The following is a 26,547-nucleotide window of genomic DNA, read 5'->3' on the forward strand; positions in this document are numbered from 1 at the left end:
TATTCCCTTGAAACTAACTGTTAATAGCTTATCTTCGGGAGTTTGCTAAAAATTTTTTTTGATCAATCATGGATGATTTAGGCGTTGATCGCTATGTTTTGAGCGACTTTGTGGCCAATAGCGCTGAAGCTATTTGTATTTTTGATGCTAATCAGAAAGTCCTTGATTGGAATGCTCAGATGATTAAAACTACGGGTATTGAGGCCTCTCTGGCCATTGCTCGTGATCTGCAAGATGTTATAGCTGACACTTCACTTGAGCCGATTCAGAAATGTATTAAACGAGCTCTTGCAGGTAAATCAACCGTATGCGAACATGTAATCGCAATTCACCCCGAAAATAGCCGCAAGTACTTTAAACCAAGCTTTACATTAGTAAGGGGAGCCGAGCCGGTATTGATCGCCATATTTAGAGAGGTTAAGCAAGAGCTTTTGAAAACAGCCGAAAGTCGCTTTAAACCTCTAATTGAAAAGTCACCCATTGCTACAGCCATATATAATCCTTGCGGCAGGCCAAGGTATTTCAATAAAGCTTATGGAGCTATCTGGGGTGCAGAAAGTGGCACCGGAGAGTTGGCGATTAGAGATTACAATATCTTGCAAGATGAGCAGCTGGTAGAATTGGGTATTATGCCGTTCATTCAAAAGGCTTTCGCGGGTGAGTCTTGCGAAATACCACCAGTACCTTACACACCTGCAAAAACACACTCAATAAAGCACCTGGGTCTTGGTGATCAGCGGTATGTAAAAGGGCACATCTTCCCTATCAAAGATGCTCAAAATGAAATTGACGAAGTAGTACTTGTGCTTACGGACGTAACCTATCATAAAAAAGCCGAGCAAATTCTTACTGATACTCATTTGAAATTTCAAATGCTCACCATCGGCCTACCGGGTGTGATTTATGAGTATTTAGTAAAAAACGGCAATTCCAAATTTAAGTATATCAGTGAGGGATGTGAGGAGATGTTTGGTGTTACTCCTGAAGAGGTGGTGTCAGATAGTGACCTATTGCTCAAAAAAATACACCCAGAAGACTTACAAAGCTTTATAGACTCCTCGCAAGAAAGTGACAAAGATTTTAAAGGATGGCATTGGGAAGGGAGAATCGTTGTAGATGGCGAGGTTAAATGGATTGAAGGTAAATCTAGTCCTGCTAAAACTAAAAAAGGACATCTGGTAAGGTATGGTCTATTATTAGATATTACAGATAAAAAACAAGTTGAGGCCCAGTATAAAATTACTGAGGAGCGGCTACAACTTGCCTTACAAGGCGCTGAAATAGGCATTTGGGAGTGGGACACTAAAAAAAGAAAGACCATATTTAATCAGGCGTGGTCAAAGAACTTTGGTTATAACCCAAGTGAGCTGGAAAAAAAGTTTGAAGATTGGGCCAAGCGAATCCACCCTGAAGATTTGTCTGGAGTTTATCGCAAGTTTAACCAACACCTTGCCGGAGAAACAGAGTTTTTTGAAGCCGAATATAGGTTCCTTACGAAAAAAGGAGACTATCGGTGGATCTTGGACAAAGGAAGAGCCGTGCAACGCGATGCTAAAGGCAATGTCACAAAAGCTGCTGGTACCTATCTGGATATAAATGACATCAAAAATTCTGAGCTTCTCATTAAACGTAATGAGCAGCTCTTTACACAGCTCTTTGAGAACTCACCTCTAGGCATTGTTATGCTCGATGAAAAGCATAAAGTGCTTCAGATGAATAAAGGATTTGAGAATATTTTTGGCTTTTCTAAAAGAGAAATAGTTGGAAATAGGCTTAATGATATAATTGTGCCCAAAGAACTCGGTAAAGAGGCGATGGATATAAACATGCTCACCACCAGTGGTAAAGTGGGCATGCTTGAGTCATATCGGGTAAATAAGTCTGGAGTGGAGATTCCGGTGCTCATTTATGGGGTACCTGTAAGCCTTGATAATGAAACTATCGGAATCTACGGAATCTATGTTGATATCACAGATAGAAAGCGTGCCGAGCATGAGCTTCAAATAAGAAATAACGAATTAGATAATTTCGTTTATAAAGTGTCTCACGACCTTAGAGCACCATTATCATCAATACTTGGTCTTGTTCATCTGGCAAATCATGAGCAAAATGAAGATGACATCAGAGAGTATATCACCATAATAGAGAGCAGAGTTCAGCAGTTAGACAACTTCATTAATGATGTATTAAGTCATTCCAAAAATCTTAAGTTGGCACTGTCTGTAGAGCCAATTGATTTTAAGTCTGTAGTTGAAAGTTGTTTTGAAGACCTTAGCTACTTGCCTAAAGCCTCTCTCATACGAAAAGAGATAAACATTGATGAAAGAGTTTTTTATAGCGATCGGTGGAGAATCAATGAGATTTTTAGAAACCTCATCTCAAATGCCATAAAGTATCTAAATACAGAGATTGACAATCCATTTGTAAAAATTGATATAAAAGTAACAGATGCCAGAGCCACAATTATTTTAGAAGACAATGGTATTGGCATAGAAAAAGATACCCTACCAAAGGTTTTTGAAATGTTTTTTAGAGCTACAGAATACTCCGAAGGCTCAGGAATAGGGCTTTATATTGTAAAAAATGCAGTCGAAAAACTTGGGGGTAAAGTGACCGTGAAAAGCCAGCCATCAGTTGGTACTACATTTAAGCTTACCATACCTAATAGCAAAGAAGCGTTTCTCAATATGAGCAAATAAGCCTTAGAAAGCTTATAATTGCAACATGAAAATCGTTGAAGTATCTACCAAAAAACATCAAAAGGACTTTCTTAAACTGCCAGTAAAGATATACAAAGACGAACCCAATTGGATTCGCCCTTTGGATAAAGATATTGAGGCCGTTTTTGATCCTAAAAAGAATAAGACATTCAGAAATGGAGAATGTATCAGGTGGATGCTATATACCAATGATGGTGAGCCTATTGGTCGTGTAGCGGCATTCATAAATAAGAAAACGGTAAATAAAGACAACGATCAGCCTACTGGCGGGATGGGTTTCTTTGAGTGCATTGACGACAAGGAAGCAGCCTTTTTGTTGATGGACGCGTGTAAAGAATGGCTTGAGGAGAAAGGTATGGAAGCCATGGATGGCCCTGTAAATTTTGGAGAACGTGACAAATGGTGGGGCTTATTGGTAGATGGATTTGAACGCGAGCCTAACTACAGTTGTAATTATAACCTTCCTTACTATCAGACTTTCTTCGAAGAGTACGGCTTTCAAATTTATTTCAAACAATTTACCTATGGTAGAAAGGTAAAAGATCCTTTTGCACCTAAGTTGGTTGAGAAAGCCAAAAAAATATACCAAAACCCTGACTACACTTTCCGTCACCTGGAAATGAGTAAGCTTGATAAGTATACGGAAGATTTTAGAACGGTGTACAACAAGGCATGGGCAAGGCACAAAGGAGTAGCTAAAATGTCTTCTTTGCAGGCAAAAAATATAATGAAACAGCTAAAGCCAATTATAGATGAGCAAATCATCTGGTATGGTTACTACAAAGATGAACCGGTGGCTTTTTATATAAACCTTCCTGAGGTAAATCAAATTTTTAAACACGTAAACGGTAATCTTAACTGGTGGGGGAAGCTGGTTTTCTTATACCACAAGTGGAGAAAGACGTGTAAAAAGATGCTGGGTCTCGTGTTTGGTATTGTGCCTGAGCACCAAGGCAAAGGTGTAGAAGGTGCTTTAGTAATGTCGACCGCTAAAAAAGTACAGGACGAATACCATCGCTATCCTGATTTAGAGATGAATTGGATAGGCGATTTTAACCCTAAAATGTTGCGCGTGGTAGAACAAGTAGGGGGAGAAATCGTAAAAACGCATATTACTTACAGGAAGCTTTTCGATGAATCTAAACCATTTAAAAGAGCTCCAATGCAATAATGAGTTATGCGAATGAAGGGCAGAACCAGGTTTCTTATCAAAAACCTTCTTAAAGGCCTACTCGGTCTTGCTGTCATTATCATTATCTATACCTTATTGCAAAAGTATGCTGGGTTTGATGTGTTTATGGATTACATCAGCCAGTGGCCGTTAATAGTCTATACCGTATTTATAATCTCAGAAGTTGTTTTTGGTATAATACCTCCAGAATTATTTATGATCTGGTCGATTAAAAGCGGTGCTTTTGAGGCATATGCCTTAGATGTAGCACTCTTGGCAATCATTTCTTTCATGGCAGGGGTACTCGGTTTCTTTATCGGCTCTTATCTAAAAAAAGCGCTTCCTACATTTTTTGAGAAATATGTGCTGAAGTACAAAAAGACATTGAAAAGATATGGTGGCTTATTGATTTTTGTTGGGGCAGTAACACCTATTCCATTTTCGGCAGTATGTATGTTGGTTGGTTCTACCCACTACCCTTTTGGGAGGTTTGCAATCATTGCTTCAGCTCGATTTTTGCGGTTTGCAGTATATGCTTTTACCATTTATCAATTCAATTAATAATTGCCCGCTAGCCCAAAACCTTTAACTTTGCGGTCTGTTTATTGAAGCGAGATGAAAGCAAAAACCGGAGTACTATTAATCAATTTAGGAACCCCCGATAGCCCGTCTGTAGGTGATGTGAGGTCCTACCTTTCCCAATTTCTTAACGACCCCCGAGTAATCGACATCCCCTGGTTGTTGAGAAAGATTCTTGTAAATCTTATTATCGTGCCTTTTAGAGCACCAAAATCTGCTAAAATTTATAAAGAGCTGTGGGATGAAAAAGGCTCTCCACTTATTTACCACAGTGAAAATGCAGCAGAACTGCTTCAAAAAGAGCTGGGTGACGAGTATAAGGTGCATCTTGCGATGCGCTACAAAAACCCAAACATTGTAGATGTGCTCAAAGACATGAGAAAAATTGGGTATAGCAAATTGGTGGTTTTACCGATGTTTCCTCAATATGCATCTGCATCTACCGGCTCAGCATTAGACCTGGTTATGAAAGAAGTAAGTAAGTGGTGGGTAATTCCAGAAATGAAAATAATAAGCCAGTACTACGACCATCCTGATTATATAGATGCATTTGTAGACAGAGCACAGAAATATAACCTTGATGATTACGACCATGTCTTATTTTCTTATCATGGCCTCCCCACCCGACAGGTTGATAAAGTATATGACGAAGGCTTGTGTGAAGAAAAACATTGCGAAAATGAAATCACGGAAGAAAATAAGTTTTGCTACAAAGCGACAAGCTATGCTACCACAAGGTTACTAGCCGCAAAACTTGGTCTGGAGGAAAAAGATTATACAGTTTGCTTTCAGTCGAGGTTAGACCAAAAATGGCTGGAGCCATTCTCAGACAAAGTGGTAGAGCAAAAAGCCAAAGAGGGCGCTAAGAAGTTATTGGTGTTTTCACCTGCCTTTACTGCCGATTGTCTGGAAACAATTATCGAAATTGGTGACGAATATCAAGAGATATTTGAGGAGCACGGAGGAGAAAAAGTACAGCTTGTAGAAAGCTTAAACGACCACCCCAAGTGGGTAAATTGCCTAAAAGATTTGGTGCTTAATTAAAACCTAAACAGTTACTTCTTTATAAAACTCAGCCACTTTATCTGCTGCGTAGTCGATTTCTTCCGGAGTATTGAATTTGCTGAAAGAAAACCTTACAGCACCTCTTTTCGGATTTGAATTGATGCCTGTAAGCACATGTGAGCCGGTAGAGGCTCCACTCGAACAGGCACTTCCGCCAGAAGCTGAAATGCCATTAATATCTAAAGTAAATAAGAGCATGTCATTATCTGCAGATTCAGGCAGGCACACGTTTAGCACAGTGTAAAGGCTCTTGTCTGCATTGGCAGAATCACCATTGAAGCTAACCCCGCTAATTTTTTCACGCAAGTTGGCAATCATTCTGTCCTTCAGTCCTTGAATGTAATTGTGGTGCTCCTCCATATCTCTGTAAGCAATTTCCAACGCTTTGGACAAGCCAATGATACCATGCACGTTTTCAGTACCACCTCTCATGCTTCGCTCCTGGGCACCACCTAAAATAAAGGGCCCTACCTTCGTCTTTTTGTTGATATACATAAACCCGATACCCTTTGGGCCGTGAAATTTATGTGCTGCTCCTGTGATACAGTCAACTGTCAATGAGGAGAGGTCATGCACATAATGCCCCATAGTCTGCACGGTGTCGGAGTGAAAGACTGCTTTATGCTTTTTACAAATAATGCCGATTTCCTCAATGTCATTAATATTTCCAATCTCATTGTTGGCATGCATGAGCGAAACTAATGACTGCTCATTGTTTGCAAGAAGCTCTTCCAGATGATTAAGATCGGCATGACCTTTCTCATCAAGCTTTACATAACTCAGTTTGATCTTGCCTAGAGATTCAAGATTTTGTAGTGTTTGTAGTACAGCTTTATGTTCTATGGTAGAAGTTATGGCATGGGTGAGCCCATGTGTTTCGATGCCACTACAGATAAGTGCATTGTCAGCTTCTGTACCTCCCGATGTAAAGAATATTTCACCAGGTGTAGCATTTAATAGTTTTGCCACATTCTTTCTGGCATACTCGATAGCAGACCGAACCTCGCGACCATGAGAATGTACAGAAGACGGATTGCCATAATTTCCTTTTAAGAAAGGAAGCATGGCGTCTAATACTTCAGGGTCAATAGGTGTGGTAGCCGCATTGTCGAGGTATACCTTCATGATCTTTTAGGCTTTGGTTGATATAATTTCTTTAATGTCTTCGATAAGCTTTTTAGCCAGGTGCTCAGCCGTAACTTCAGAGCTTGATTCAGAATAAATCCTAATTATAGGCTCTGTGTTTGATTTACGCAAGTGTACCCACTCATCATCAAACTCAATTTTTACACCATCAATAGTGTTTATAGGTCTTGATGCATATTGTTTTTTGATTTCTTCTAGCACATTATCTACATCTATTTGAGGTGTAAGCTCAATTTTGTTTTTAGAGATGTGATAATTAGGGTACGTAGCTCTCAGTCTTGAAGCTGATTTGCCAAACTTGGCTAAGTGAGTGAGAAATAATGCGATACCAACTAAGGCGTCTCTTCCGTAGTGTAGTTCTGGTAATATTATACCTCCATTACCCTCTCCTCCGATGATTGCATCAGTGGCTTTCATGGCTTCAACTACATTTACTTCTCCTACAGCAGCTGCCGTATACTTACCTCCGTGCTTTTCTGTTACAACACGTAAGGCCATAGAAGACGACAGGTTTGAGACTGTATTACCTTTCTTCTGAGATAAAATATAATCTGCTACTGCAACAAGCGTGTATTCTTCCCCAAACGGTGTACCGTCTTCATTAATCAGAGCAAGTCTGTCAACATCCGGATCTACTACAATACCCAGATCATACTTGCCTTTTTCTATTTCAGAGCATATCTGATTTAGGTTTTCTGGTAGAGGCTCCGGGTTGTGAGGAAAGTGACCCGTAGGCTTGCAGTATAACTCCTTTACTTGGTTTACACCTAAAGCCTTAAGTAGTTTTGGTACTGATATACCTCCTGTTGAGTTTACACAGTCTATAGCTACGCTAAAGTTTTTTGCTTTTATAGCCTCAACATCTACCAATGGTAAAGCACAAATCTTTTCTATATGCTTATCTATGTAAGTGTCGTTGGTCTTGTATTTACCAAGATGTAAAACCTCGGCAAATTCAAAAGACTCTTTTTCTGCCAACTCAAGCACCTCAGCACCTTCTGCGGCAGATATAAACTCACCTTTGTCATTTAGGAGCTTAAGCGCATTCCATTGTATGGGATTATGGCTGGCAGTAAGGATTATGCCTCCGGCAGCTTTTTCTTCTGGCACGGCCAACTCTACCGTAGGTGTGGTAGAAAGTCCTAAATCTACCACATCGATACCGAGACCGATGAGTGTATTGGCAACAAGACTGTTTACCATCTCTCCAGATATTCTGGCGTCTCTACCGATCACTATTTTATTTATACCAGACTTGTTTTTAGCCCAGCTGCCATATGCTGCAGCAAATTTTACAATATCGAGAGGGGTTAAGCCTTCGCCTGTTTCCCCACCAATCGTACCTCTTATGCCTGATATTGATTTAATTAATGCCACGTAAGTTATATTTTATGTCTATTTGTAATGAACTGCAAAGTTATAAATTTTCTTGTGCTTGAAGGTGCATCAGGTAAATATGAATATGCACTATTTGCACATCAAGCCCAATAATAGAGCCCATCAGCTTTAAAAGCTGTTGATAAATTTTATTTAAGAAATTAAGATTCTTATTTGAGCAGGAGGGTGACTATTTATACTGCTCGATTACTTTGTTTACCTCAGATTCCGGGTTGCCGCAGCCATCACCGGGGGTAACTGATTTACCGCAAAAACCGCAGGTAGTACCTTCTTTATTTAAGTATGGGTTTTGAGATGCACACGTACCTTTAAACTCACCATCCTTTAAAAAGATGAGCCTCACACACATGAGTGCAAAAAAGATACCTATGAAACCAATGCCGAATAATAAAGTAGTCATGTTTTCTATAAATTTGGGCAAATTTACTAATCACCAGTGAAACATCAGACCCTCTGCTAAAGTTTCCTCTTCTCGAATTATAAATAAAGACACATGCGCGACATAAAATCGACACCAGATAAGAACAGAAAGAAAAAATTAGAAGCATTTGATCGGTTGCTCACAATTATGGACGAGTTGCGAGAAAATTGCCCGTGGGATATGAAACAGACCATGGAGTCTCTCAGGCACCTGACCATAGAAGAAACTTATGAGTTAAGTGACGCTATTATAGAAAACGATCTCGAGGAAGTAAAGAAAGAGCTGGGCGACCTTATGTTGCACAACGTGTTTTACGCGAAAATTGGAGATGAAAAAAAGGCCTTCGATATTGCTGATGTGCTTAATAGCGTCTGTGATAAACTGGTAGAGCGGCACCCTCACATTTATGGAGATGTTGAGGCAAACGATGAGCAGGCAGTAAAAGAAAACTGGGAGAAAATAAAGCTTAAAGAAAAAGGCAATAAGTCTGTCTTGGGAGGTGTTCCAACCTCACTGCCAGCGCTTGTTAAAGCTATGCGCATACAAGAGAAGGCAAGAGGAGTGGGTTTTGATTGGGAAAAATCATCGCAAGTATGGGAGAAAGTAGAGGAAGAAATGGCTGAGTTTAAAGAAGAGTTTAAAATTGAAAAACACGATAAAGTAGATAAGGAAAAAGCTCAGTCAGAGTTCGGAGACCTGATGTTTTCACTCATTAATTATGCGCGTTTTTTGGATATTAACCCTGAAGAGGCTCTCGAGCGTACCAATAAAAAATTCATCAGGCGATTTAAATATTTAGAATCTGAATCTCAGAAAGACGGGAAACAAATGGGTGAGATGTCTTTAGAGGAGATGGATGCATATTGGGAGAAAGCCAAGCGTTTGTAAAAAAGCAATATCGTAAGTACGTGATCAGTTATCGAGTATAATTACCCGTTGATCGAAATATTTGGCACCGGCACTTATTTATACACACATTTGGTATAAACCTAAGCCGCCATGAAAAATTTCTTCCGAATACTTATAAAAGACAATGTGGATGCCATGCCATTGAGCGTCTACAAACGGTGTATTTTGGCTGGTCAATTGAGTGTTTTAGCACTTTCAGCTGGCATTATTTATACCATAATTGAGTTCATTCACGGTGAAACAAATTATGTACCTTTCTATGGCATCTTGATCTTTGGCTCTTTAGCTTCCTTGATCTTGCTTCGCTATTCAAAGTTTAATGCTGCTAAATACGCACTGCTTATCTCTGCTATTGTGGTAGTAGGGGTATTTAGTTCTATTGAGTCTTACCTCACAGGGGTGTACATGAATTATATTATCGTTTGTCTGGCGGCATTTACGCTTTTCGGGTATCGCAGCATAAATTCCAGTTTTATTATTACAGGCATAGCGCTCACCCTTTTCTGTTTGATATACTTTTTTGATGTTATCAATATTTTTGAGCCTGTAGTTTATGGTGAAGAGTACCTACGTACCAGTTTTGCTGTCAACTTTTTCATCTCGATTTTCTCTACGATTTTAATGTTTTATTATATTCTTAGTATCAACCATACTTCAGAAAGAGAGATACAGCACACGGCAGATAGTTTGCAAAAAATTACTGATGAGTTAAGAGTGAGTCAATCTCGCTTCGAACTAGCGATCAGAGGCTCTAGTGCCGGTATTTGGGATTGGAATTTTAAGAAATCGCAAATCTATGTTTCGCCTAAAGCCGCCAGAATTTTGGGTTATGAACCCGAGGAGCTTCGCTATCTTGATTATCATGGCTTTCTCGACCTGATACACCCCAGCGATTGCAAAATCCTTACTAATTGTATAGAAAATCATATTAAGTATCAGGAGACTTTTCAGGTAGAGGTCAGGTTTAGAAAGAAAGATGGCTCATATATTTGGGTGCTTGACACAGGGCAGGCAGAATGGGATAGAAATGGCAGACCAATAAAGATGGTAGGCTCTGTGATCGATATTACCGAAAGAAAAAAGGCAGAGCAGGAGGTTTATGAAAAAAATGCCATGCTTTCTAAGACCAATGAAGAGCTTGATAGGTTTGTTTATAGTACATCACACGATTTGAAAGCGCCACTTTGCTCATTATCTGGTTTGGTGCACATTGCCGGCATAAGCGAAAGTCAGGAAGAAAAAGAGAAGTGCCTCAAATTAATGCATGACCGTATTGATACCTTAAATGGTTTTATAAAAGATATTTTAAGCTACTCAAAAAACTCGCGATTAGGAGTAACTGTGGATGAAATAAACCTTAGTTTCATGATCGATGGTATACTCAAAAACCTGGATTACTATCCAAATAGAGATCAACTTAAAATAATTAAAAACTTTCCAGAAGATCTGTCCGTGCTTAGCGATAGAGGCAGGCTAAAAATCATACTCAATAATTTAATTACCAATGCCATTAAGTATCACAACTTTGATCAATCTCAGCCTTATGTAAAAATAGGTGTGGAGAAGCTTGACAACCGGTTGGAGATAAAAATAGAAGACAATGGGCAGGGCATTGATGAACAGTATAAAAAGCAGATTTTCAACATGTTCTATAGGGCTTCTGAAAGCTCTCAGGGCTCAGGTTTAGGGCTTTACATCGCCAAAGAAATGATTGATAAATTGGCGGGTAGTATATCGGTAGATAGTACTGCAGGAGTCGGCTCTGTATTTGCCATCAGTATACCTTGCCGAAGGGAAGCTTGCCAGGTTGCTTAAGAGAATTTTATCAGTTTCTTTCAGTAAAAGTCGATTAATTCCGCATAATACACACATTTTAAAAGGCCGAATTATGTTCAGATTTGTTATATTAGAAAACACATGGCTTCTATTTTTGGCAAAAATTCTAATGACACAACAAGTACTGAGTCTTTCGGAGCCTGGACTATTGCCAAAAGGGTAAAGCTTACCCGAAATATTGCTCTCCTCGCGATAGGCGTAGCGCTTTTTTATATCATCTTCGATTATTCCTACGGGGCCTATGAGTATCTCTGGTATTATGTGATTCTACTGGCAGGTAGTACGCTATGCCTTACGCTTATTAAGTATGAGTTATATACGCTGGCCAAAATAAGTTTGTTGGTTCCTGGTCTAATGCTTCTGGCAATATTGGCTGCCTGGGAAACTCGCGAAACAGGAATTTATATGTATTTCTTAGTGGTAGCACTGGGGGCTATTACACTATTTGGCACCGAGGAGAAGTTTGCGGCAATTATGATAGGGCTGCTTACTTTCGTCATTTTTTACATCGTTTATTTTACAGATATCATAGATTATGAGCCTCTCGACCTATCAGAAGAGTACATTAAAAACAGCTTGCTGATCAATTACACAATTTGTCTCATTGCCACTATGACGATGGTGTACTACATACTTTCTATCAGTTTAAATTATGAAAGAAGTATGCATGAGACTCAGCAAGACCTACTGGTTCTTACTGAGGAATTAGATAAAAGTCGGAATAAATTTGAGTTGGCGATAAAAGGCTCAAGTGCCGGTATTTGGGATTGGGATATAAAAGAAGGAAAATTATATATTTCTCCACAAGTGATGCGCATGTTGGGTTATGAAGAGCGAGAAAGAACCGACATAAGCTATGAGGAGTTTTTCTCTTACATCCACCCGGCCGATGCCCCATTGATAGAAACTCTACTTAAAAATCATTTAAAGAATAGAGAGAAATTTGAGGTCGAATGCCGTGTAAAAAATAAAGATGGTGAGTACATATGGGTGCTCGACACTGGCCAGGCAGAGTGGAATAATGCGGGAAGGGCCCAGCGGATGGTAGGCTCAATTGTAGATATTACTGAGCGTAAAAAAGCTGAGCAATTGGTAAATGAAAAGAATAACAAACTGCGCAAGGCCAATGAGGAGCTCGATAGGTTTGTTTATAGCACATCGCATGATCTGCGTGCACCTCTAAGCTCATTGCTCGGTCTCATAAACATTGCAGAGGTCAGTGATAATCTGGATGAAAAACACAGGTGTCTTGAAATGATGAGAAATCGTGTAAATACACTAAATGGTTTTATAGCTGATATTATAAGCTACTCTCGCAATACACGACTCGATGTGAAAAAAGAGAAAGTTGACCTCAATCAGGTGGTTGATGAAGTGCTTTCTGGGTTAGAGTATTTTGAGCATCAAAAAGATATACGTATTGAGAAGGTCTTTGAGCCAGATTTGGAAATAAAGTGTGATAAAAGTAGGCTAAAAGTGATTTTGAGTAATCTTATTTCAAATGCGCTCAAGTATCATAATCTCGATCAACCAGACCCATTTATTCTCATCAAAGCAGAAAAATTCGAAAAAATGGTACAAATAGACGTCATTGATAATGGGTTGGGCGTTGATGAAGAGTACCTGGAAAGAATATTCGATATGTTCTATCGTGCATCAGAAAATAGCGATGGATCTGGTTTAGGCCTTTATATAGCACAAGAGATGGCTGCGAAGCTTAACGGGTTTATTACTGTAGACTCAAAGAAAGATACTGGTAGTACTTTTAGACTTATCATCCCCAGAATGGCCAAGTATATGAAAGAGGCTTAAGTATATAAGTCTGTAAATATTTATCCATATTAAGCATTTCACTATCTTTGCCGCCATATGGCAAATCAAGACGATAATCAGTTCAAAAAAATAATCTCTCATGCCAAAGAGTATGGGTTTGTTTTTCCTTCTAGTGAAATATATGACGGCTTAGCAGCAGCTTACGACTACGGTCAAAATGGTGCAGAGCTTAAGAATAATATTAAAGAATACTGGTGGAAGGCAATGGTGCAAATGCATGAAGAAATAGTAGGTATAGATGCCTCTATTTTTATGCACCCAGCTACCTGGAAAGCTTCAGGCCATGTCGATGCTTTTAACGATCCGATGATCGATAATAAAGACTCTAAGAAGAGGTATCGTGCAGACGTTTTGATCGAAGATCATATAGCTAAAATCGAGGCAAAAATCGATAAAGAAGTAACCAAGGCTGCCAAACGCTTTGGAGATGATTTTGATAAAGAGCAGTTTGTTGCTACAAACCCAAGGGTTTTAAAATATACAGGCCAGATAGATGATATCAACGCCCGGATGAAAGCTGCTTTGGATGGTGAAAACTTAAACCAGCTCAAAGCCCTCATCGAAGAACTCGGTATTGCAGATCCTGTATCAGGCTCAAAAAACTGGACTGATGTAAGGCAGTTTAATTTGATGTTTTCAACGGAGCTCGGTTCTTTAGCCGATGGTGCAAATAAAATCTACTTAAGACCAGAAACTGCTCAAGGTATTTTTGTCAACTTTCTCAATGTGCAGAAAACCGGCCGCATGAAAATACCATTTGGTATTGCTCAGATAGGTAAGGCTTTTAGAAACGAGATTATTGCAAGGCAATTTATCTTCCGTATGCGTGAGTTTGAGCAGATGGAGATGCAATTTTTTGTTAAACCGGGCGAAGAGCTGAAGTGGTACGAATACTGGAAAGAAAAGAGAATCAAGTGGCATAAAGCTTTAGGTATTTCTGAAGAAAATTATCGCTTCCATGATCACCTCAACCTGGCGCATTATGCCAATGCAGCTGCAGATATTGAGTTTAACTTCCCAATGGGCTTCAAAGAGTTGGAAGGTATACATAGCCGTACTGATTTTGATTTGAAGGCGCATGAAGAGCACTCAGGCAAAAAACTACAATTCTTTGATCCGCATGAGAATAAGAGCTACGTACCTTACGTGATCGAGACATCGATTGGTCTGGATAGAATGTTTTTAGCAGTACTTTCTGCTTCTTATGTAGAAGAAACATTGGCAGACGGTAGCGAGCGTACTGTACTCAAACTACCTGTGCAATTGGCCCCTGTAAAAGTAGCCGTGCTCCCTCTCTTAAAGAAAGACGGCCTACCAGAAAAAGCCAGAGAAATTATTGATGAGCTCAAGTTTGACTTTACTTGTCAGTATGACGAAAAAGATGCTATTGGTAAGCGATACAGGAGACAAGACGCCATCGGTACACCTAACTGTATTACGGTAGATCATCAAACACTTGAAGATAACGCGGTAACCATTAGATACAGAGATACTGCTGAGCAAGAACGTATCGCAATTGCTGATTTAAGAAACAAAGTGAGCGATTTGGTTTCTGTAAATAACCTTTTGAGGAAAATATAAGGACTGTTGAGTTCTGTTGGGGTATTTATGTGGTCGGCACTGGGGCTTATTGTTGGGGTCACAGTGCTGTCTATTTTTAGAGATATTGTAACTCATTTTATAGATGATTTTAAGTATCGTGTAAAAAGCAGACAACCTCTATCTGCGAAACATCGGAGTATCTTAAATAAGTACTCAGCCTATTATAAATTGTTAAGCACGGCCGATCGTGCGCTATTTGAGAGAAGAGTGCAGCGGTTTATGTTTGCCAAGCGATTTATCTCGCGTGGGGTAGGGCCGATTACAGACGAAATGCGAGTGCTTATTTCTGCTTCAGCTATACAACTCACATTTGGGCTCACAGAAATATATCTTTCTAACTTTGACAAAATACTGGTTTACCCCAACTCCTATTACTCTCACATCACTAAAAAATACCACTTGGGTGAGGTAAACCCCAGGGCAGGTATCATCATTTTATCGTGGAAGAGCTTTGTTGATGGGTATGCTGACCCAACAGACAGTTTAAATGTTGGGATTCATGAAATGGCTCATGCCATACATTTTGAAAATCGTATTTTAAATGAAGAATACGACTTCCTCGATATTGAGCTGATGGAGCTGCTTAAGCAAATAACAGCAAGAGAAATATGGAATATCAGAAATCTGGACGGACATTTCCTAAGAGATTATGCGGCTACCAATGCTTATGAGTTTTTTGCAGTAAGCCTTGAGTACTTTTTTGAGCAGCCCGTGCAGTTTAAACAAGAAATACCAGACCTGTATGAACTCTTGGTAAGATTACTTAATCAGGATCCGATAAGAATTTATAAATTAGCCAGCTAAGCACAAGTAATTATGGAGTGGAAACAACTTTTGTCAAATCAGCGAAAAGGACAGAATAAACAGGAGCACAACGTAGGCCGTAGTGCTTTTGAGCAAGATTATGACAGAATAATTTTTTCACATCCGTTTAGAAGACTTCAGGATAAAACACAGGTTCATCCATTGCCAGAGCATGATTTCGTACATACTCGGCTGACGCATAGCCTTGAAGTAAGCAGTGTTGGTAGGTCGCTGGGTAAGCTGGCTGCTGAGACATTACTGCAAAGGCATAAAGAACTACAAAGTACATATTCTATTCATGATTTTGGTGCCATCGTTGCAGCAGCATCCCTCACGCATGATATAGGTAATCCTCCTTTTGGTCATTCGGGAGAAGACTCAATTTCGGAGTTTTTTAAGTTTGGTGAAGGCCAGGCCTACCAGAGACTTGTATCTGAAGCGGAATGGCAAGACCTCACAAATTTTGAAGGTAATGCACAAGGCTTTAGAATTTTGAATAAGGACAGATACCAGGGTTTAAAGCTTACCTATGCCACACTCGCTGCATTTACCAAGTATCCACGACAATCTATAATTGCCAACCCAGATAAGTCGAGAAGGAGTCAAAAGAAATTCGGATTCTTTCAGGCAGAAAAAGAAACCTTTAAGGAAATAGCAGAACAAACTGGCCTGCTTAACTATGGAGATTACACATGGGGTAGGCACCCTCTGGCCTTTTTGGTAGAAGCTGCAGATGATATTTGTTACAACCTGATAGACCTGGAGGATGGGTGTCGGTTAGGGTTAGTTTCTTTTGATGAAACTGTCGAGCTTTTTGCCATGATTCTTAAAGAGCGTTTTAATAAAGAGAAACTAGAAAGAATTGATAGTCTTGATGAGCGAATTGGCACCCTACGCGCTATGTCTGTGGGTAAACTCATCGCTGAGTGCAACGAACTTTTCATAGACAATGAGCAGTCTATTTTCGATGGCAGCTTTGATCAGGCACTAACTGATGAAATACCATCAGCCGAAGTATTAGAAAAAGTAGTGGCGCTCTCTATAAAAAAGATTTATCGCTCTCGCCTTGTTATGGAAACAGAGGCTGCTGGTTTTGAGGTTTTGCCAGGTTTATTAGAAGCATTTACTTCTGCAGTTATAGAAGAAGAAAATCATAGGAAAAAACATGTCTCCCTACTAAGGCTGATGCCAGAAGAAGTGCTTCGTGAAATTAGAAGGGAGCAAAGCAGTGTTTACGATAAACTTATGTGTTGTGTCGACTTCGTTTCCGGGCTTACTGATACGCACGCAATCTCCCTTTTTAGAAAGATAAAGGGGATTTCTCACCCTAATGCTTAGCGGTTCGTTATCGGCCTTGATAAAGTTATACATTAAGGCTAAAATCATTACCTTTGTAGCCTTATTCTGACATGTGGACTAAGCTTTCTCATATAATCATAAAGTATCGCCTCATTCTGGTGGGGGTGTTGGTAGTCATTACAGCATTTATGGGCTATAAAGCCAAGGATGTTGAGATGAGTTTTGACTTTGCCAAGACCGTGCCTAATGATGATCCCGATATGGTTGTCTTTCAGGAGTTTAAGGGACTCTTTGGTGAAGATGGAAACCTTGTGGCTCTTGGTCTCAAAGATAGCAGCGTTTATGAGGCAGAAAATTTTAAAAAGCTACGTAAGCTAAGCCAGCAACTCAACAGCCTTGATGGGGTAAATGATGTGATTTCATTGCCATTTGTTAAGAGGCTTAAGAAAGATACTGCAGAGACGCGTTTTATCCTCGAGCCTATTTTTGAGGAGTTTCCTACAAACGGTCATGATTTTGATAGCTTGTTGAGCGTTACTTACGATCAAAAATTTTATAGTGGCCGACTTGTCAACGAATTTAATGGCGCTACGCTAGTACTAATATCTATCAACAAAGACTACTTAAACTCTGCAAAGCGACTCGACCTGACTCAGGAAATTATAGATGCGGGTACCACATTTGAAGAGTCTACTTCGATAAAACTTCATTATGCAGGGCTGCCATTTGTGCGCTCAGTCGTGGCTGGTAAGGTTAGAAAGGAAATGCAAATTTTCTTGTTCTTATCTATTGCAGTTACCGGCTTTATCCTCTTTTTATTTTTCCGCACTTGGGATGCAGTCGTATTCCCACTCACCATCATTGGGGTAGTTGTCATTTGGGTGCTGGGGTCATTAGTATTGTTTGGGTTTAAGATTACCCTTCTTACCGGATTAATACCACCCGTGATTGTAGTCATTGGTATACCCAATAGCGTATATCTGCTCAACAAGTATCATCAGGAGTTTGAAAATCACGGCAATAAAGTCATGGCGATTAGTCGTGTGGTGAGAAAAATCGGCCTTGTCACGCTTATAACAAATTTCACAACCGCAGTTGGTTTCTTAGTGCTTGCTTCTACTGAAATTGTCGTTCTGAAGGAATTCGGAATTGTAGCAGGCCTCAATATAATGGCCACGTTCCTCGTGAGCATTATTTTGATTCCAGCTGTATTTTCATGGCTTCCGGCTCCTGGCGGTAAGCAAATGAAGCACCTGGATTTTAAAATTCTCGGAGGTGCGCTTAATAAAATGGACTTACTGGTGCATAGACATCGGGCGTATGTTTACTCGGTTACCGTAATTTTAATTGTGGTAGCAGTGTTTGGTGCTTCAAAAATCAATGCCATATCTTATATGGTAGACGATATACCTGCAGATAGTGAGATAAGAAAAGACCTTACTTTCTTCGAAGAAAACTTCAGCGGTATAATGCCTCTGGAAATTATCCTCGATACGAAAGAAAGGCGTGGAGTTACTGACTTACGAAATCTAAGGAAAATAGACCGATTAGAAAGTTTTCTTGATGCTCAAGAAGATATATCTAAGCCGGTTTCTGTAGTTAGTTTTGTGAAAGCTGCCAGACAAGCATTTTATAATAACAACCCTGACCGCTATGCCCTACCGAGCAGTAAAAGGGAAAGTAATTACATTCTGCGATATCTAAGAAATCAATCAGATAATACGGGCCTTTTTAATTCTTTTGTAGATTCTACTTTGCAAAAAATGCGTATTTCTATGCAGGTGGCAGATGTAGGGTCTCACAATATGGACTCACTCATATCTCAGGTAATTCAGCCTCAGATAGACTCAATCTTTGCCGAAACCGACATGGAGTTGGCCATTACAGGTACTACACCACTATTTATCAAAGGCAATAAGTTCTTGATTGAAAACCTAAGGTTCAGCTTGATATTGGCCTTTGTTATCATATCAATTATCATGGCGGTGCTTTTTGTGAATGTGAGAATGATCATTATTTCTCTCATCCCTAATATCGTACCATTGGTGATTACTGCTGGTATCATGGGGTTTGCTGGCATTCCACTAAAACCAAGTACAGCGCTAATCTTTAGTATCGTTTTCGGTATTTCTGTTGATGATTCAATACACTTTTTGGCCAAGTATCGACAAGAGCTTTTTGCTAATAAGTTTTTTGTGCCTTTGGCAGTAAGCAAAAGTTTGAGAGAAACCGGTGCGAGCATGATGTATACCTCAATTATTCTGTTTGCGGGCTTTGTGATTTTTGCCTGGTCAGATTTTGGAGGTACAGTGGCCTTGGGGATATTAACCTCAATTACTCTGCTTTTTGCTATGGTCACTAACTTGATATTGCTACCATCTCTACTCATGACTTTTGATGATGGTAAGAGAAGAAAAGATGCACACCCACTTATAGAGCAATATGATGACGGCTTTTATCAGGAAGATGAAGACGAAGAGATTGACCTGGGTCAGATAAAAGTGCCGGGCGAGAACGGATCAGAGGAGACAAGTGTTTCAAAAAATATTAATTCATAATTCATTTAAGGAGTTACAGTTCCAATGCAGTACAAAGAATACAAAGGACTGAATTATGCTGAAGTAGCAGATGAAGTATTAGAATTTTGGAAGGAAAATGATGTTTTCCAAAAATCTATAGAGACGAGAGAGGGGAAACCTACTTTTACATTTTACGAAGGGCCACCATCAGCAAATGGTACACCGGGTATCCACCACGTGATGGCGCGTACAGTCAAAGATATTTTCTGTAGATATAAGACGCTTCAAGGTTTTCAGGTAAAAAGAAAAGGCGGTTGGGATACTCACGGCTTACCGGTGGAGTTGCAGGTAGAAAAAGAGCTTGGAATTACCAAAGAAGATATTGGAAAGAAAATCTCTGTTGAAGAGTATAATCAACGCTGTCGCGAAACAGTGATGAAATTTAAGGGCGAATGGGATGACCTGACTCAAAAAATGGGTTACTGGGTAGACCTTGATGACCCTTACGTGACTTTCGATAGAAATTACATGGAGTCTCTGTGGTATTTGTTGAAGAAGTTTTTTGACAAAGGCTTATTATACAAAGGCTACACTATCCAGCCATACTCTCCAGCAGCGGGTACTGGGTTAAGCTCTCATGAGTTAAACCAGCCTGGCACCTACCGCGATGTAAAAGACACATCAGTTACTGCACAGTTTAGAAAAGAAGGAACTGAAAATGAGTTTTTTCTGGCATGGACAACCACTCCATGGACATTGGCCGCAAATAGTGCACTGGCAATAGGAGAAAAAATTGATTATGTAAAGGTAAGAACCTATAATCAGTACACGCATGAGGAGATTTTCGTAGTACTAGCCAAAGATAGAGTTTCAGCATATTTCAGTAAAGATGCAGAAGGCCTTGACTTTGATGGCTACAAAAAGGACGGAAAGAAAATACCTTATGAGATTTTAGAAGAGTTTAAAGGGAAGGATATAGTCGGTCAGAAATACGAGCAGCTTTTACCTTATGTAAAACCTGATGGACCAGCATTTGAGGTGATCCCTGGTGACTTTGTAACTACTGAAGACGGTACAGGTATTGTGCACGTTTCTGCCACTTTTGGTGCAGATGACCAAAGAGTATGTCAACAAGCTGGCATGTCTCCAATACTTGTTAAAGACGAGGAGGGCAATGATGCACCAATCGTAGATAAGCAAGGTCGTTACGTTAAAGAGATAACAGATTTTGCAGGTATGTACGTAAAAAATGAGTACTACCCTGACGGTGAAGCTCCTGACAAGTCGCTTGATGTACAAATCGCTATAAAACTCAAAGAAGAAAACAGAGCATTTAAAGTAGAAAAATACGAGCACTCTTACCCACATTGTTGGAGAACTGATAAGCCTGTATTGTATTATCCTTTAGATTCTTGGTTTATAAAAACAACGGCTCTTAAAGACAGATTAGTCAAGCTTAACAATACGATCAATTGGAAGCCTAAATCAACCGGTGTTGGTCGATTTGGCAATTGGTTGGAAAATTTGGTTGATTGGAATTTATCCAGATCCAGATATTGGGGTACTCCATTGCCTATTTGGGTTACTGAAGATCGCGCTGAGTTAAAGTGTATAGGCTCAATAGCAGAACTAAAAGAGGAGGTCGCAAAATCTGTGGAAGCTGGTTTTATGAACGAGCAAATTGGAGATGACTTTGATTTGCACCGACCTTATGTCGATGATGTTGTATTGGTTAGTGAGAACGGAAAGAAGATGTTCCGTGAGCCGGATCTTATAGATGTTTGGTTTGACTCAGGAGCCATGCCATATGCACAGTGGCATTACCCGTTTGAGAATAAGGATATATTTGATGCAAACTATCCGGCAGATTTTATTGCAGAAGGCGTAGATCAAACTAGAGGGTGGTTCTTTACACTTCATGCGATTGCAGGACTGCTTTTTGACAAGGTTGCATTTAAAAATGTGATAGCCAATGGCCTTGTTCTAGACAAAAACGGTAACAAAATGTCTAAGAGATTGGGCAACGCTATCAACCCGTTTGAAACTTTGTCCAAATATGGCCCTGATGCCACTCGATGGTATATGATTGCCAATGCTAACCCATGGGACAATCTTAAATTTAATCTTGATGGTGTTGTTGAAGTACAACGAAGGTTTTTAGGTACATTACAAAATACTTATTCTTTCTTCGCGCTATATGCCAATTTAGATTCTTTTAATTACAAAGAAGGAGATATACCAGTTGAGAATAGAACGGAGAGCGACCGTTGGATACTCTCTAAACTTAATAGTTTGATCAAGGCTGTGGATGCTGCATATGAGGATTACGAGCCAACAAAAGCTGCTCGTTTGATTCAGGATTTTACTATTGATGATTTGAGCAACTGGTATGTAAGACTCAATAGAAAACGTTTCTGGAGAGGAGAGTATAATGATGACAAGCGAGCTGCTTATCAGACTTTATATAAGTGTCTTGAGACAATTGCTAAACTGAGCTCCCCAATCGCTCCATTCTATATGGATAGATTATATCAGGATCTCAATGCAGTTTCAGGCCTAGACAATGCTATCTCTGTCCACCTTACGGACTTCCCGGTAGCTGATGAGGCGGTTATTAATGTCGACTTAGAAGAGCGTATGGCTTTAGCTCAAACAATTTCTTCACTGGTTCATAGTTTACGTAAAAAGGACACGATAAAAGTAAGACAGCCACTTTCTAAGATTCTTTTACCTGTACTTAATGATAAGTTTAAGCGCCAGGTTCAATCTGTAGAAGATTTGATACTTTCTGAAGTAAACATCAAAAAGATAGAGTTTATAGATGATGAGTCTGGTGTACTTGTAAAAAATGTAAAGCCAAACTTTAGAAAGTTAGGAAAAGAATATGGCCCTAAAATGAAAGAGATTTCAGCTAAAATCAATCAGTTTAAACCTGAAGAAGTAGCTGAGCTTGAAGATAAAAATGAGCTGACATTAGCGCTTAAGGATGGGCCTATAACAATCACTTTAGAAGATGTAGAAATTACCTATCAGGACATCCCTGGTTGGTCTGTGGCAACAGAGGGTCGTGTGACCGTGGCGCTTGACATTACACTTACTGAAGATCTGAAGAAAGAAGGTATCGCCAGGGATTTGGTTAATAGAGTGCAAAATTTACGCAAAGATATGGGTCTTGAGGTGCAGGATAAAATCAAGATTAATATAGAAAAGAATACTGATCTTGTAAATGCTGCGTTGGAGGCTAATAGAGAATATATTTGTCAGGAAACACAGGCATTGTCTTTAGACATTTCAGAGACGGTTGTAGATGGAAATTTATTAGAAATGGACGAGCATAGGCTCAAAGTAAAAATAGAAGCTTAATGAAAATATACCGTTATTTCCTGTTGGCGCTCGTTGTAATTATCATCGATCAGGTGGTAAAGTTGTTAGTTCATTTTAATATGGAAATGGGCACTGCAGGCGAGATCTCAGTTATCGGAGATTGGTTTAAACTGCATTACCTGCTTAATCCAGGGATGGCCTTTGGTCTTAAATCTAGTCACGAATACGGAAAGCTTTTGCTGACGCTATTTAGGCTCGGGGCCATGGTAGGTATAGGCTATTATATTTATTACTTATATAAAAATAAAGCAAAACCCGGCCTTTTATGGTGTATGGGACTAATTCTGGGAGGTGCAATCGGCAATGTTATTGACAGCACGTTCTATGGTGTGTTTTTAGATAATGCTCCGGCAGGAAGCCCGACACCATGGTTTCATGGGCAAGTGATAGATATGTTGTTCTTCCCGCTTTTTGATGGATACTATCCCGACTGGGTGCCTTATATGGGTGGTAAGTATTTCTTGTTTTTCAGCCCTGTTTTTAATATAGCAGACAGTTCCATTTTCATCGGAGTGGTAACTATTCTTATCTTTCAAAAGCGTTTTTTCAAAACTGAGGATAACGAGTCAAACCTGATAGATGAGAGTGAAAAGAACGAAGATAAAAAGGAGGCAACTCTAATTTCTTAAGAGAAAACATTGCAAGGCCGTTGAGTAATTCAACGGCTTTTTTGTTGAAGAAGTCTATCAATCGCTTCTATAGCTGTTTGCTGTCGTTCATTAAAATTACCCGAAACTTTTACGTAAGGCACGTTGGTTTTTTTGATTTCTTCCTCAAAGATATTCATGAAGTGTTCCCTTAAATGTGGGTTTTCTCTTTGTGGGTCTTCCTCCCAGGGCATATCAATGTTAGTTAACAGATAGAGGTCATAAGTTCGCTCTTCGATCATTTGTAAGATGACCGGTTGACACGAGTTATATTTGTGCTCTGCCCAAATTTTTATTACAAGAAGGTCTGTGTCGCAGATGAGCAAGTGATCAACCCTGTTTGCTATCTCATCTTCTAATTTTAGCTGTCCCTGAGCTATCGTGACCAAATCAGAAGCTGTGTAAGGTCTGTCAAGGTTAGCAATAAATAGTCTGGCATACTCAGGCACCCACTCAGTTTTATAGTGTTCTGCCAAAAAAGCTGAGAGCGTACTTTTTCCTGTTGATTCGGGACCTATTACTACTACTTTTTTCATTTTTGTTTTAGCATAAACTTTTTCCACTCAAGAAAACCAATGATTGCCAAAACTATGTAGATCATGTATAAGAGGGCATAAAAGTAGATGCCTTTATAAAAGTAAATGCCGGTAGCGAGTACATCGACCACAAACCAGAAGTACCAGTTTTCAATTTTTTTTCTGGCAGATAGCCACATGCCTGTTAGGCTTAATATGGTTGTGGTACTGTCCCAGTAAGGTAAAGAGGCGTCAGTAGATGTCGATAGATAAGTGCCTAATCCATAAATCCCTGCTGCAGATATAAGTAATAAGACTACCAGCCTTTGAAGGGAAATATTTGTGATCGGTGGTTCTTTATCTTTTTTACTTTCATTGCCTTTTAGCCAAAACCACCAACCATATATATTCATGATCAGAAAAAATACATGGAGCCAGAAGTCAGCATATAATTTTTGCTCCCAGAAGATGACAAATGAGACTAGAACATATGCTATCCCTAACGGCCATGTCCAGATATTTTCTTTGATGAGGAAGTAGACTGCCAATAGACCAAAAATTAGTCCTGCCAACTCAAGAGGATCGATTTGACTGGTGTAGGAAAGTATACCTTCTAAAATTTCATTCATAAGAGGCAAATATATATAATAGCAAAATGGTGGCTATTTATTTTACATCTGAATATTATTGTGAATTATGATCAGATTTAATTTTCTCTTTCTAGTGACTGGTCTATTGCTATTTGGCTGTGAGCATGTTACTACTAAGAAAACTAATAAAGGCAAGGTTAAGGATGGAGTGGTTGAACAGTTTAGAGCTGATGGGTCTTTAAAAACATCTGTAGCTCTGAAAGATGGGAAAAGACACGGTGAAGCAAAGAGTTATTATAAAGATGGGACTTTGCGACAAAGTATTAATTATGTAAATAATGTAAAGGAAGGTCTTGCAGTTACCTATTACCAAAACGGCAGGAAATACCAGGAAACACCTTATGAAAAAGGAAAAATTAATGGTATTCGTAAAAAGTATCGAATGAACGGAAATCTTATGGCGGAAGTGCCATACATTAATAATGAGCCATGTGCAGGATTGGTTGAATATCTATTGAATGGTGAGCGGAAAACAAATTATCCTCACATCAAGATACGTCCAGTCGATGAATTGCTAAAGAAGGACAGATACTCATTAATTTTATCTATTTCGGATGGCAGTAAAGATGTGGTATTTTACTCCGGTAAACCAGTCGATGAGGGCTGTATTCCTCATTACGCAATACCTCTTGGTAGCCATAAAGCTGGCAAAGCAATTGTTAGATATGATTTGCCTCCGAATGCTTACATAATGGAAGAGATGAATTTTATTGCTAAGGTTAAAACAAAATTGGGTAATCCTTATATAATAGAAACGAGCCACAATTTAGCCATTGAAAACTGGTAATTACCTATTTCAACATCCGTTTTCTGGATAGTAGCTCGTAATTTCCCGGAGCGTAACTTAGCCCTTTTGCTATAATTGCCCTCGCTTTGGTAGAATAGCCTTTTCTGAAATAATAGACGGCTGTAGCTGAATACGCCCTACCTACATTACTACTATTGATGTTAAGTTGCTCAGAATAAATTTCCTCAAATAGTAATTTGTATTTTTTACCTTCCATTTCATTACCCAAGTCATAAGCTTGTCCAAAACCTATGAGATAGGCATTGGCGAGCATACTCTTAAACATAATGTTTTCTAAAAGTTCGGGGTATTTCTTTGCAATAGTTTCTAGTTCTATAATGAGCTTTTTGTTATCACTTACATAAGACAGACTGTTTGCAATCATGGCTAAGTAATTTCTTGTCACTTCAAGGTTAGAAGGCTTTAATGTATATGCCCTCTCGGTATAATAAAGACCCTGTTCATAGTCGCCTAACGTATAATGAGCCATGCCCAACTGAGCGTTAAAAAAATATGAAATCTCCGTATTCAGAGAATCATTTTCACTTTTAGCCAAAAATGCTTCATGAAAAAGTCTATAGGAGGTAGTATCGGTTTTATTAGTGAGTACTTCAATTGTCATATTATTAAATTGACTCAAAATATCGTCTGTTGTTATGCCAAATTTTTCAAACCTCGAAAGCTTAGTAAGATATTTTATAGACTCTTCGGAGCTATACCCATCCTGTTCTAGTATTTGTACAATTAGGTATATAAGCATTCCTGCAATATTTTCCTTTGGGTGTAGGTAATAAGCTTTTTCCATTTGGTATAGGGCATCTTTCGTTTTGCCTTCTTCGAGTTTATAAAGTGCATCATTGAGGTATTGTATTCCTACGAGCTCTCTTAGGCTGATATCTACATCTGAAAAGTAAAATTGATTAAATATCTCATCCACTGACTTTTGCTGATACTCCTCCTCACTGATCATTTTTGCAGATCTCAGCTGAGCAACAACGGCTGACTTATGCTTGTCACTATAAGCTAAAAATCCACCAGAAGGGTCGGTAGATTCTACTAGTAGTTTGTCTGTTTCAGGATAAGCTACCAAGTACACATGAGTAGGTTTTTCTTTAATCACAAAAGGAATCTCTAAGTCCATAAAGATTAAACCATAAAGTGCGGTAGCTGAAACACAGTTATAATATCCATTACTAAAAATGCTGCCAAACTCATTTTGCAACTCATATTTTTTGAGAAAAGCATCATGCACTTTACTATAT

At 39.2% G+C, this 26,547-nt stretch carries 20 protein-coding genes; 14 read left to right on the forward strand and 6 right to left on the reverse strand.

From position 1 onward, the window contains the following. The first annotated feature begins 68 nt into the window (after positions 1 to 68). The 4 genes from E1176_RS19680 to hemH are packed head-to-tail and all read left to right on the forward strand — an operon-like array spanning position 69 to position 5,514. Positions 69 to 2,699, forward strand: coding sequence for a PAS domain S-box protein (locus E1176_RS19680; RefSeq protein WP_155212764.1), 2,631 nt, complete (start codon positions 69 to 71; stop codon positions 2,697 to 2,699). A gap of 25 nt (positions 2,700 to 2,724) precedes the next feature. Continuing rightward, positions 2,725 to 3,891, forward strand: coding sequence for a hypothetical protein (locus E1176_RS19685; protein ID WP_155212765.1), 1,167 nt, complete (start codon positions 2,725 to 2,727; stop codon positions 3,889 to 3,891). Positions 3,892 to 3,903: 12 nt separating this feature from the next. Then, positions 3,904 to 4,452: a YqaA family protein gene (locus E1176_RS19690; RefSeq protein ID WP_155212766.1), complete on the forward strand. Its 549-nt coding sequence runs from the start codon at positions 3,904 to 3,906 to the stop codon at positions 4,450 to 4,452. A 54-nt stretch (positions 4,453 to 4,506) separates the two neighbouring features. Next, positions 4,507 to 5,514, forward strand: a complete 1,008-nt coding sequence (gene hemH, locus E1176_RS19695) for a ferrochelatase (protein WP_155212767.1) — start codon at positions 4,507 to 4,509, stop codon at positions 5,512 to 5,514. 3 nt (positions 5,515 to 5,517) lie between these two features. On the opposite strand, the gene E1176_RS19700 is transcribed toward hemH, so the two are convergent. The 3 genes from E1176_RS19700 to E1176_RS19710 form a co-directional block, all read right to left on the reverse strand. Then, a complete protein-coding gene (locus E1176_RS19700; protein ID WP_155212768.1) occupies positions 5,518 to 6,660 on the reverse strand; it encodes a cysteine desulfurase family protein in 1,143 nt (380 codons plus the stop codon). Between the two features lie 6 nt (positions 6,661 to 6,666). Continuing rightward, entirely contained in the window at positions 6,667 to 8,058 is a 1,392-nt protein-coding gene (gene glmM / locus E1176_RS19705; RefSeq protein WP_185152895.1) for a phosphoglucosamine mutase, read from the reverse strand. A gap of 190 nt (positions 8,059 to 8,248) precedes the next feature. Then, complete coding sequence (locus tag E1176_RS19710) at positions 8,249 to 8,479, reverse strand: hypothetical protein (protein WP_155212769.1); 231 nt, start codon at positions 8,477 to 8,479, stop codon at positions 8,249 to 8,251. 93 nt (positions 8,480 to 8,572) lie between these two features. On the opposite strand from E1176_RS19710, the gene mazG reads away from it, so the two are divergent. The 9 genes from mazG (at position 8,573) to E1176_RS19755 (ending at position 23,315) form a co-directional block, all read left to right on the forward strand. Further along, positions 8,573 to 9,388, forward strand: coding sequence for a nucleoside triphosphate pyrophosphohydrolase (mazG, locus tag E1176_RS19715; protein ID WP_155212770.1), 816 nt, complete (start codon positions 8,573 to 8,575; stop codon positions 9,386 to 9,388). 111 nt (positions 9,389 to 9,499) lie between these two features. Next, complete coding sequence (locus E1176_RS19720) at positions 9,500 to 11,224, forward strand: sensor histidine kinase (protein ID WP_155212771.1); 1,725 nt, start codon at positions 9,500 to 9,502, stop codon at positions 11,222 to 11,224. A 102-nt stretch (positions 11,225 to 11,326) separates the two neighbouring features. Further along, a complete protein-coding gene (locus E1176_RS19725) occupies positions 11,327 to 13,057 on the forward strand; it encodes a sensor histidine kinase (RefSeq protein WP_155212772.1) in 1,731 nt (576 codons plus the stop codon). Positions 13,058 to 13,114: 57 nt separating this feature from the next. Then, complete coding sequence (locus E1176_RS19730; protein ID WP_155212773.1) at positions 13,115 to 14,659, forward strand: glycine--tRNA ligase; 1,545 nt, start codon at positions 13,115 to 13,117, stop codon at positions 14,657 to 14,659. Between the two features lie 6 nt (positions 14,660 to 14,665). Further along, on the forward strand, positions 14,666 to 15,484 hold the full coding sequence (locus tag E1176_RS19735; RefSeq protein WP_246206193.1) for a zinc-dependent peptidase: 819 nt from the start codon (positions 14,666 to 14,668) through the stop codon (positions 15,482 to 15,484). Between the two features lie 12 nt (positions 15,485 to 15,496). Then, positions 15,497 to 16,822, forward strand: a complete 1,326-nt coding sequence (locus tag E1176_RS19740; protein ID WP_155212774.1) for a deoxyguanosinetriphosphate triphosphohydrolase — start codon at positions 15,497 to 15,499, stop codon at positions 16,820 to 16,822. Between the two features lie 71 nt (positions 16,823 to 16,893). Further along, on the forward strand, positions 16,894 to 19,341 hold the full coding sequence (locus E1176_RS19745) for an efflux RND transporter permease subunit (protein ID WP_155212775.1): 2,448 nt from the start codon (positions 16,894 to 16,896) through the stop codon (positions 19,339 to 19,341). A 24-nt stretch (positions 19,342 to 19,365) separates the two neighbouring features. Then, positions 19,366 to 22,665, forward strand: coding sequence for an isoleucine--tRNA ligase (gene ileS, locus E1176_RS19750; protein WP_155212776.1), 3,300 nt, complete (start codon positions 19,366 to 19,368; stop codon positions 22,663 to 22,665). After that, positions 22,665 to 23,315 carry a lipoprotein signal peptidase gene (locus tag E1176_RS19755; protein WP_155212777.1) on the forward strand — a complete coding sequence of 217 codons (651 nt, stop codon included), beginning with the start codon at positions 22,665 to 22,667 and terminating at the stop codon, positions 23,313 to 23,315. The genes ileS and E1176_RS19755 overlap by 1 nt, the downstream gene beginning before the upstream one ends. 29 nt (positions 23,316 to 23,344) lie before the next feature. Here the strand turns inward: E1176_RS19755 and E1176_RS19760 are convergent, their stop codons facing one another. Both E1176_RS19760 and pnuC read right to left on the reverse strand, forming a co-directional pair. Beyond that, positions 23,345 to 23,869: an AAA family ATPase gene (locus tag E1176_RS19760; RefSeq protein ID WP_155212778.1), complete on the reverse strand. Its 525-nt coding sequence runs from the start codon at positions 23,867 to 23,869 to the stop codon at positions 23,345 to 23,347. Further along, positions 23,866 to 24,477, reverse strand: a complete 612-nt coding sequence (gene pnuC, locus E1176_RS19765) for a nicotinamide riboside transporter PnuC (protein WP_155212779.1) — start codon at positions 24,475 to 24,477, stop codon at positions 23,866 to 23,868. Before pnuC ends, E1176_RS19760 begins: the two co-directional genes overlap by 4 nt. 67 nt (positions 24,478 to 24,544) lie before the next feature. Between pnuC and E1176_RS19770 the strand changes: the two genes are divergently transcribed. Next, positions 24,545 to 25,285 carry a toxin-antitoxin system YwqK family antitoxin gene (locus E1176_RS19770; RefSeq protein WP_155212780.1) on the forward strand — a complete coding sequence of 247 codons (741 nt, stop codon included), beginning with the start codon at positions 24,545 to 24,547 and terminating at the stop codon, positions 25,283 to 25,285. Positions 25,286 to 25,289: 4 nt separating this feature from the next. On the opposite strand, the gene E1176_RS20815 is transcribed toward E1176_RS19770, so the two are convergent. Beyond that, positions 25,290 to 26,547 (reverse strand): tetratricopeptide repeat protein (locus E1176_RS20815; protein WP_185152896.1); only part of this gene is annotated, 1,258 nt, incomplete at its 5' end.

The organism is Fulvivirga aurantia, assembly GCF_009711475.1.
Classification (GTDB): Bacteria; Bacteroidota; Bacteroidia; order Cytophagales; family Cyclobacteriaceae; genus Fulvivirga; species Fulvivirga aurantia.

Coding starts and splice junctions, on each gene's coding strand:
- E1176_RS19680 (WP_155212764.1), top strand. CDS start 69: ATGGATGATTTAGGCGTTGATCGCTATGTTTTGAGCGACTTTGTGGCC.
- E1176_RS19685 (WP_155212765.1), top strand. CDS start 2,725: ATGAAAATCGTTGAAGTATCTACCAAAAAACATCAAAAGGACTTTCTT.
- E1176_RS19690 (WP_155212766.1), top strand. CDS start 3,904: ATGAAGGGCAGAACCAGGTTTCTTATCAAAAACCTTCTTAAAGGCCTA.
- hemH (WP_155212767.1), top strand. CDS start 4,507: ATGAAAGCAAAAACCGGAGTACTATTAATCAATTTAGGAACCCCCGAT.
- E1176_RS19700 (WP_155212768.1), bottom strand. CDS start 6,660: ATGAAGGTATACCTCGACAATGCGGCTACCACACCTATTGACCCTGAA.
- E1176_RS19710 (WP_155212769.1), bottom strand. CDS start 8,479: ATGACTACTTTATTATTCGGCATTGGTTTCATAGGTATCTTTTTTGCA.
- mazG (WP_155212770.1), top strand. CDS start 8,573: ATGCGCGACATAAAATCGACACCAGATAAGAACAGAAAGAAAAAATTA.
- E1176_RS19720 (WP_155212771.1), top strand. CDS start 9,500: ATGAAAAATTTCTTCCGAATACTTATAAAAGACAATGTGGATGCCATG.
- E1176_RS19725 (WP_155212772.1), top strand. CDS start 11,327: ATGGCTTCTATTTTTGGCAAAAATTCTAATGACACAACAAGTACTGAG.
- E1176_RS19730 (WP_155212773.1), top strand. CDS start 13,115: ATGGCAAATCAAGACGATAATCAGTTCAAAAAAATAATCTCTCATGCC.
- E1176_RS19740 (WP_155212774.1), top strand. CDS start 15,497: ATGGAGTGGAAACAACTTTTGTCAAATCAGCGAAAAGGACAGAATAAA.
- E1176_RS19745 (WP_155212775.1), top strand. CDS start 16,894: ATGTGGACTAAGCTTTCTCATATAATCATAAAGTATCGCCTCATTCTG.
- ileS (WP_155212776.1), top strand. CDS start 19,366: ATGCAGTACAAAGAATACAAAGGACTGAATTATGCTGAAGTAGCAGAT.
- E1176_RS19755 (WP_155212777.1), top strand. CDS start 22,665: ATGAAAATATACCGTTATTTCCTGTTGGCGCTCGTTGTAATTATCATC.
- E1176_RS19760 (WP_155212778.1), bottom strand. CDS start 23,869: ATGAAAAAAGTAGTAGTAATAGGTCCCGAATCAACAGGAAAAAGTACG.
- pnuC (WP_155212779.1), bottom strand. CDS start 24,477: ATGAATGAAATTTTAGAAGGTATACTTTCCTACACCAGTCAAATCGAT.
- E1176_RS19770 (WP_155212780.1), top strand. CDS start 24,545: ATGATCAGATTTAATTTTCTCTTTCTAGTGACTGGTCTATTGCTATTT.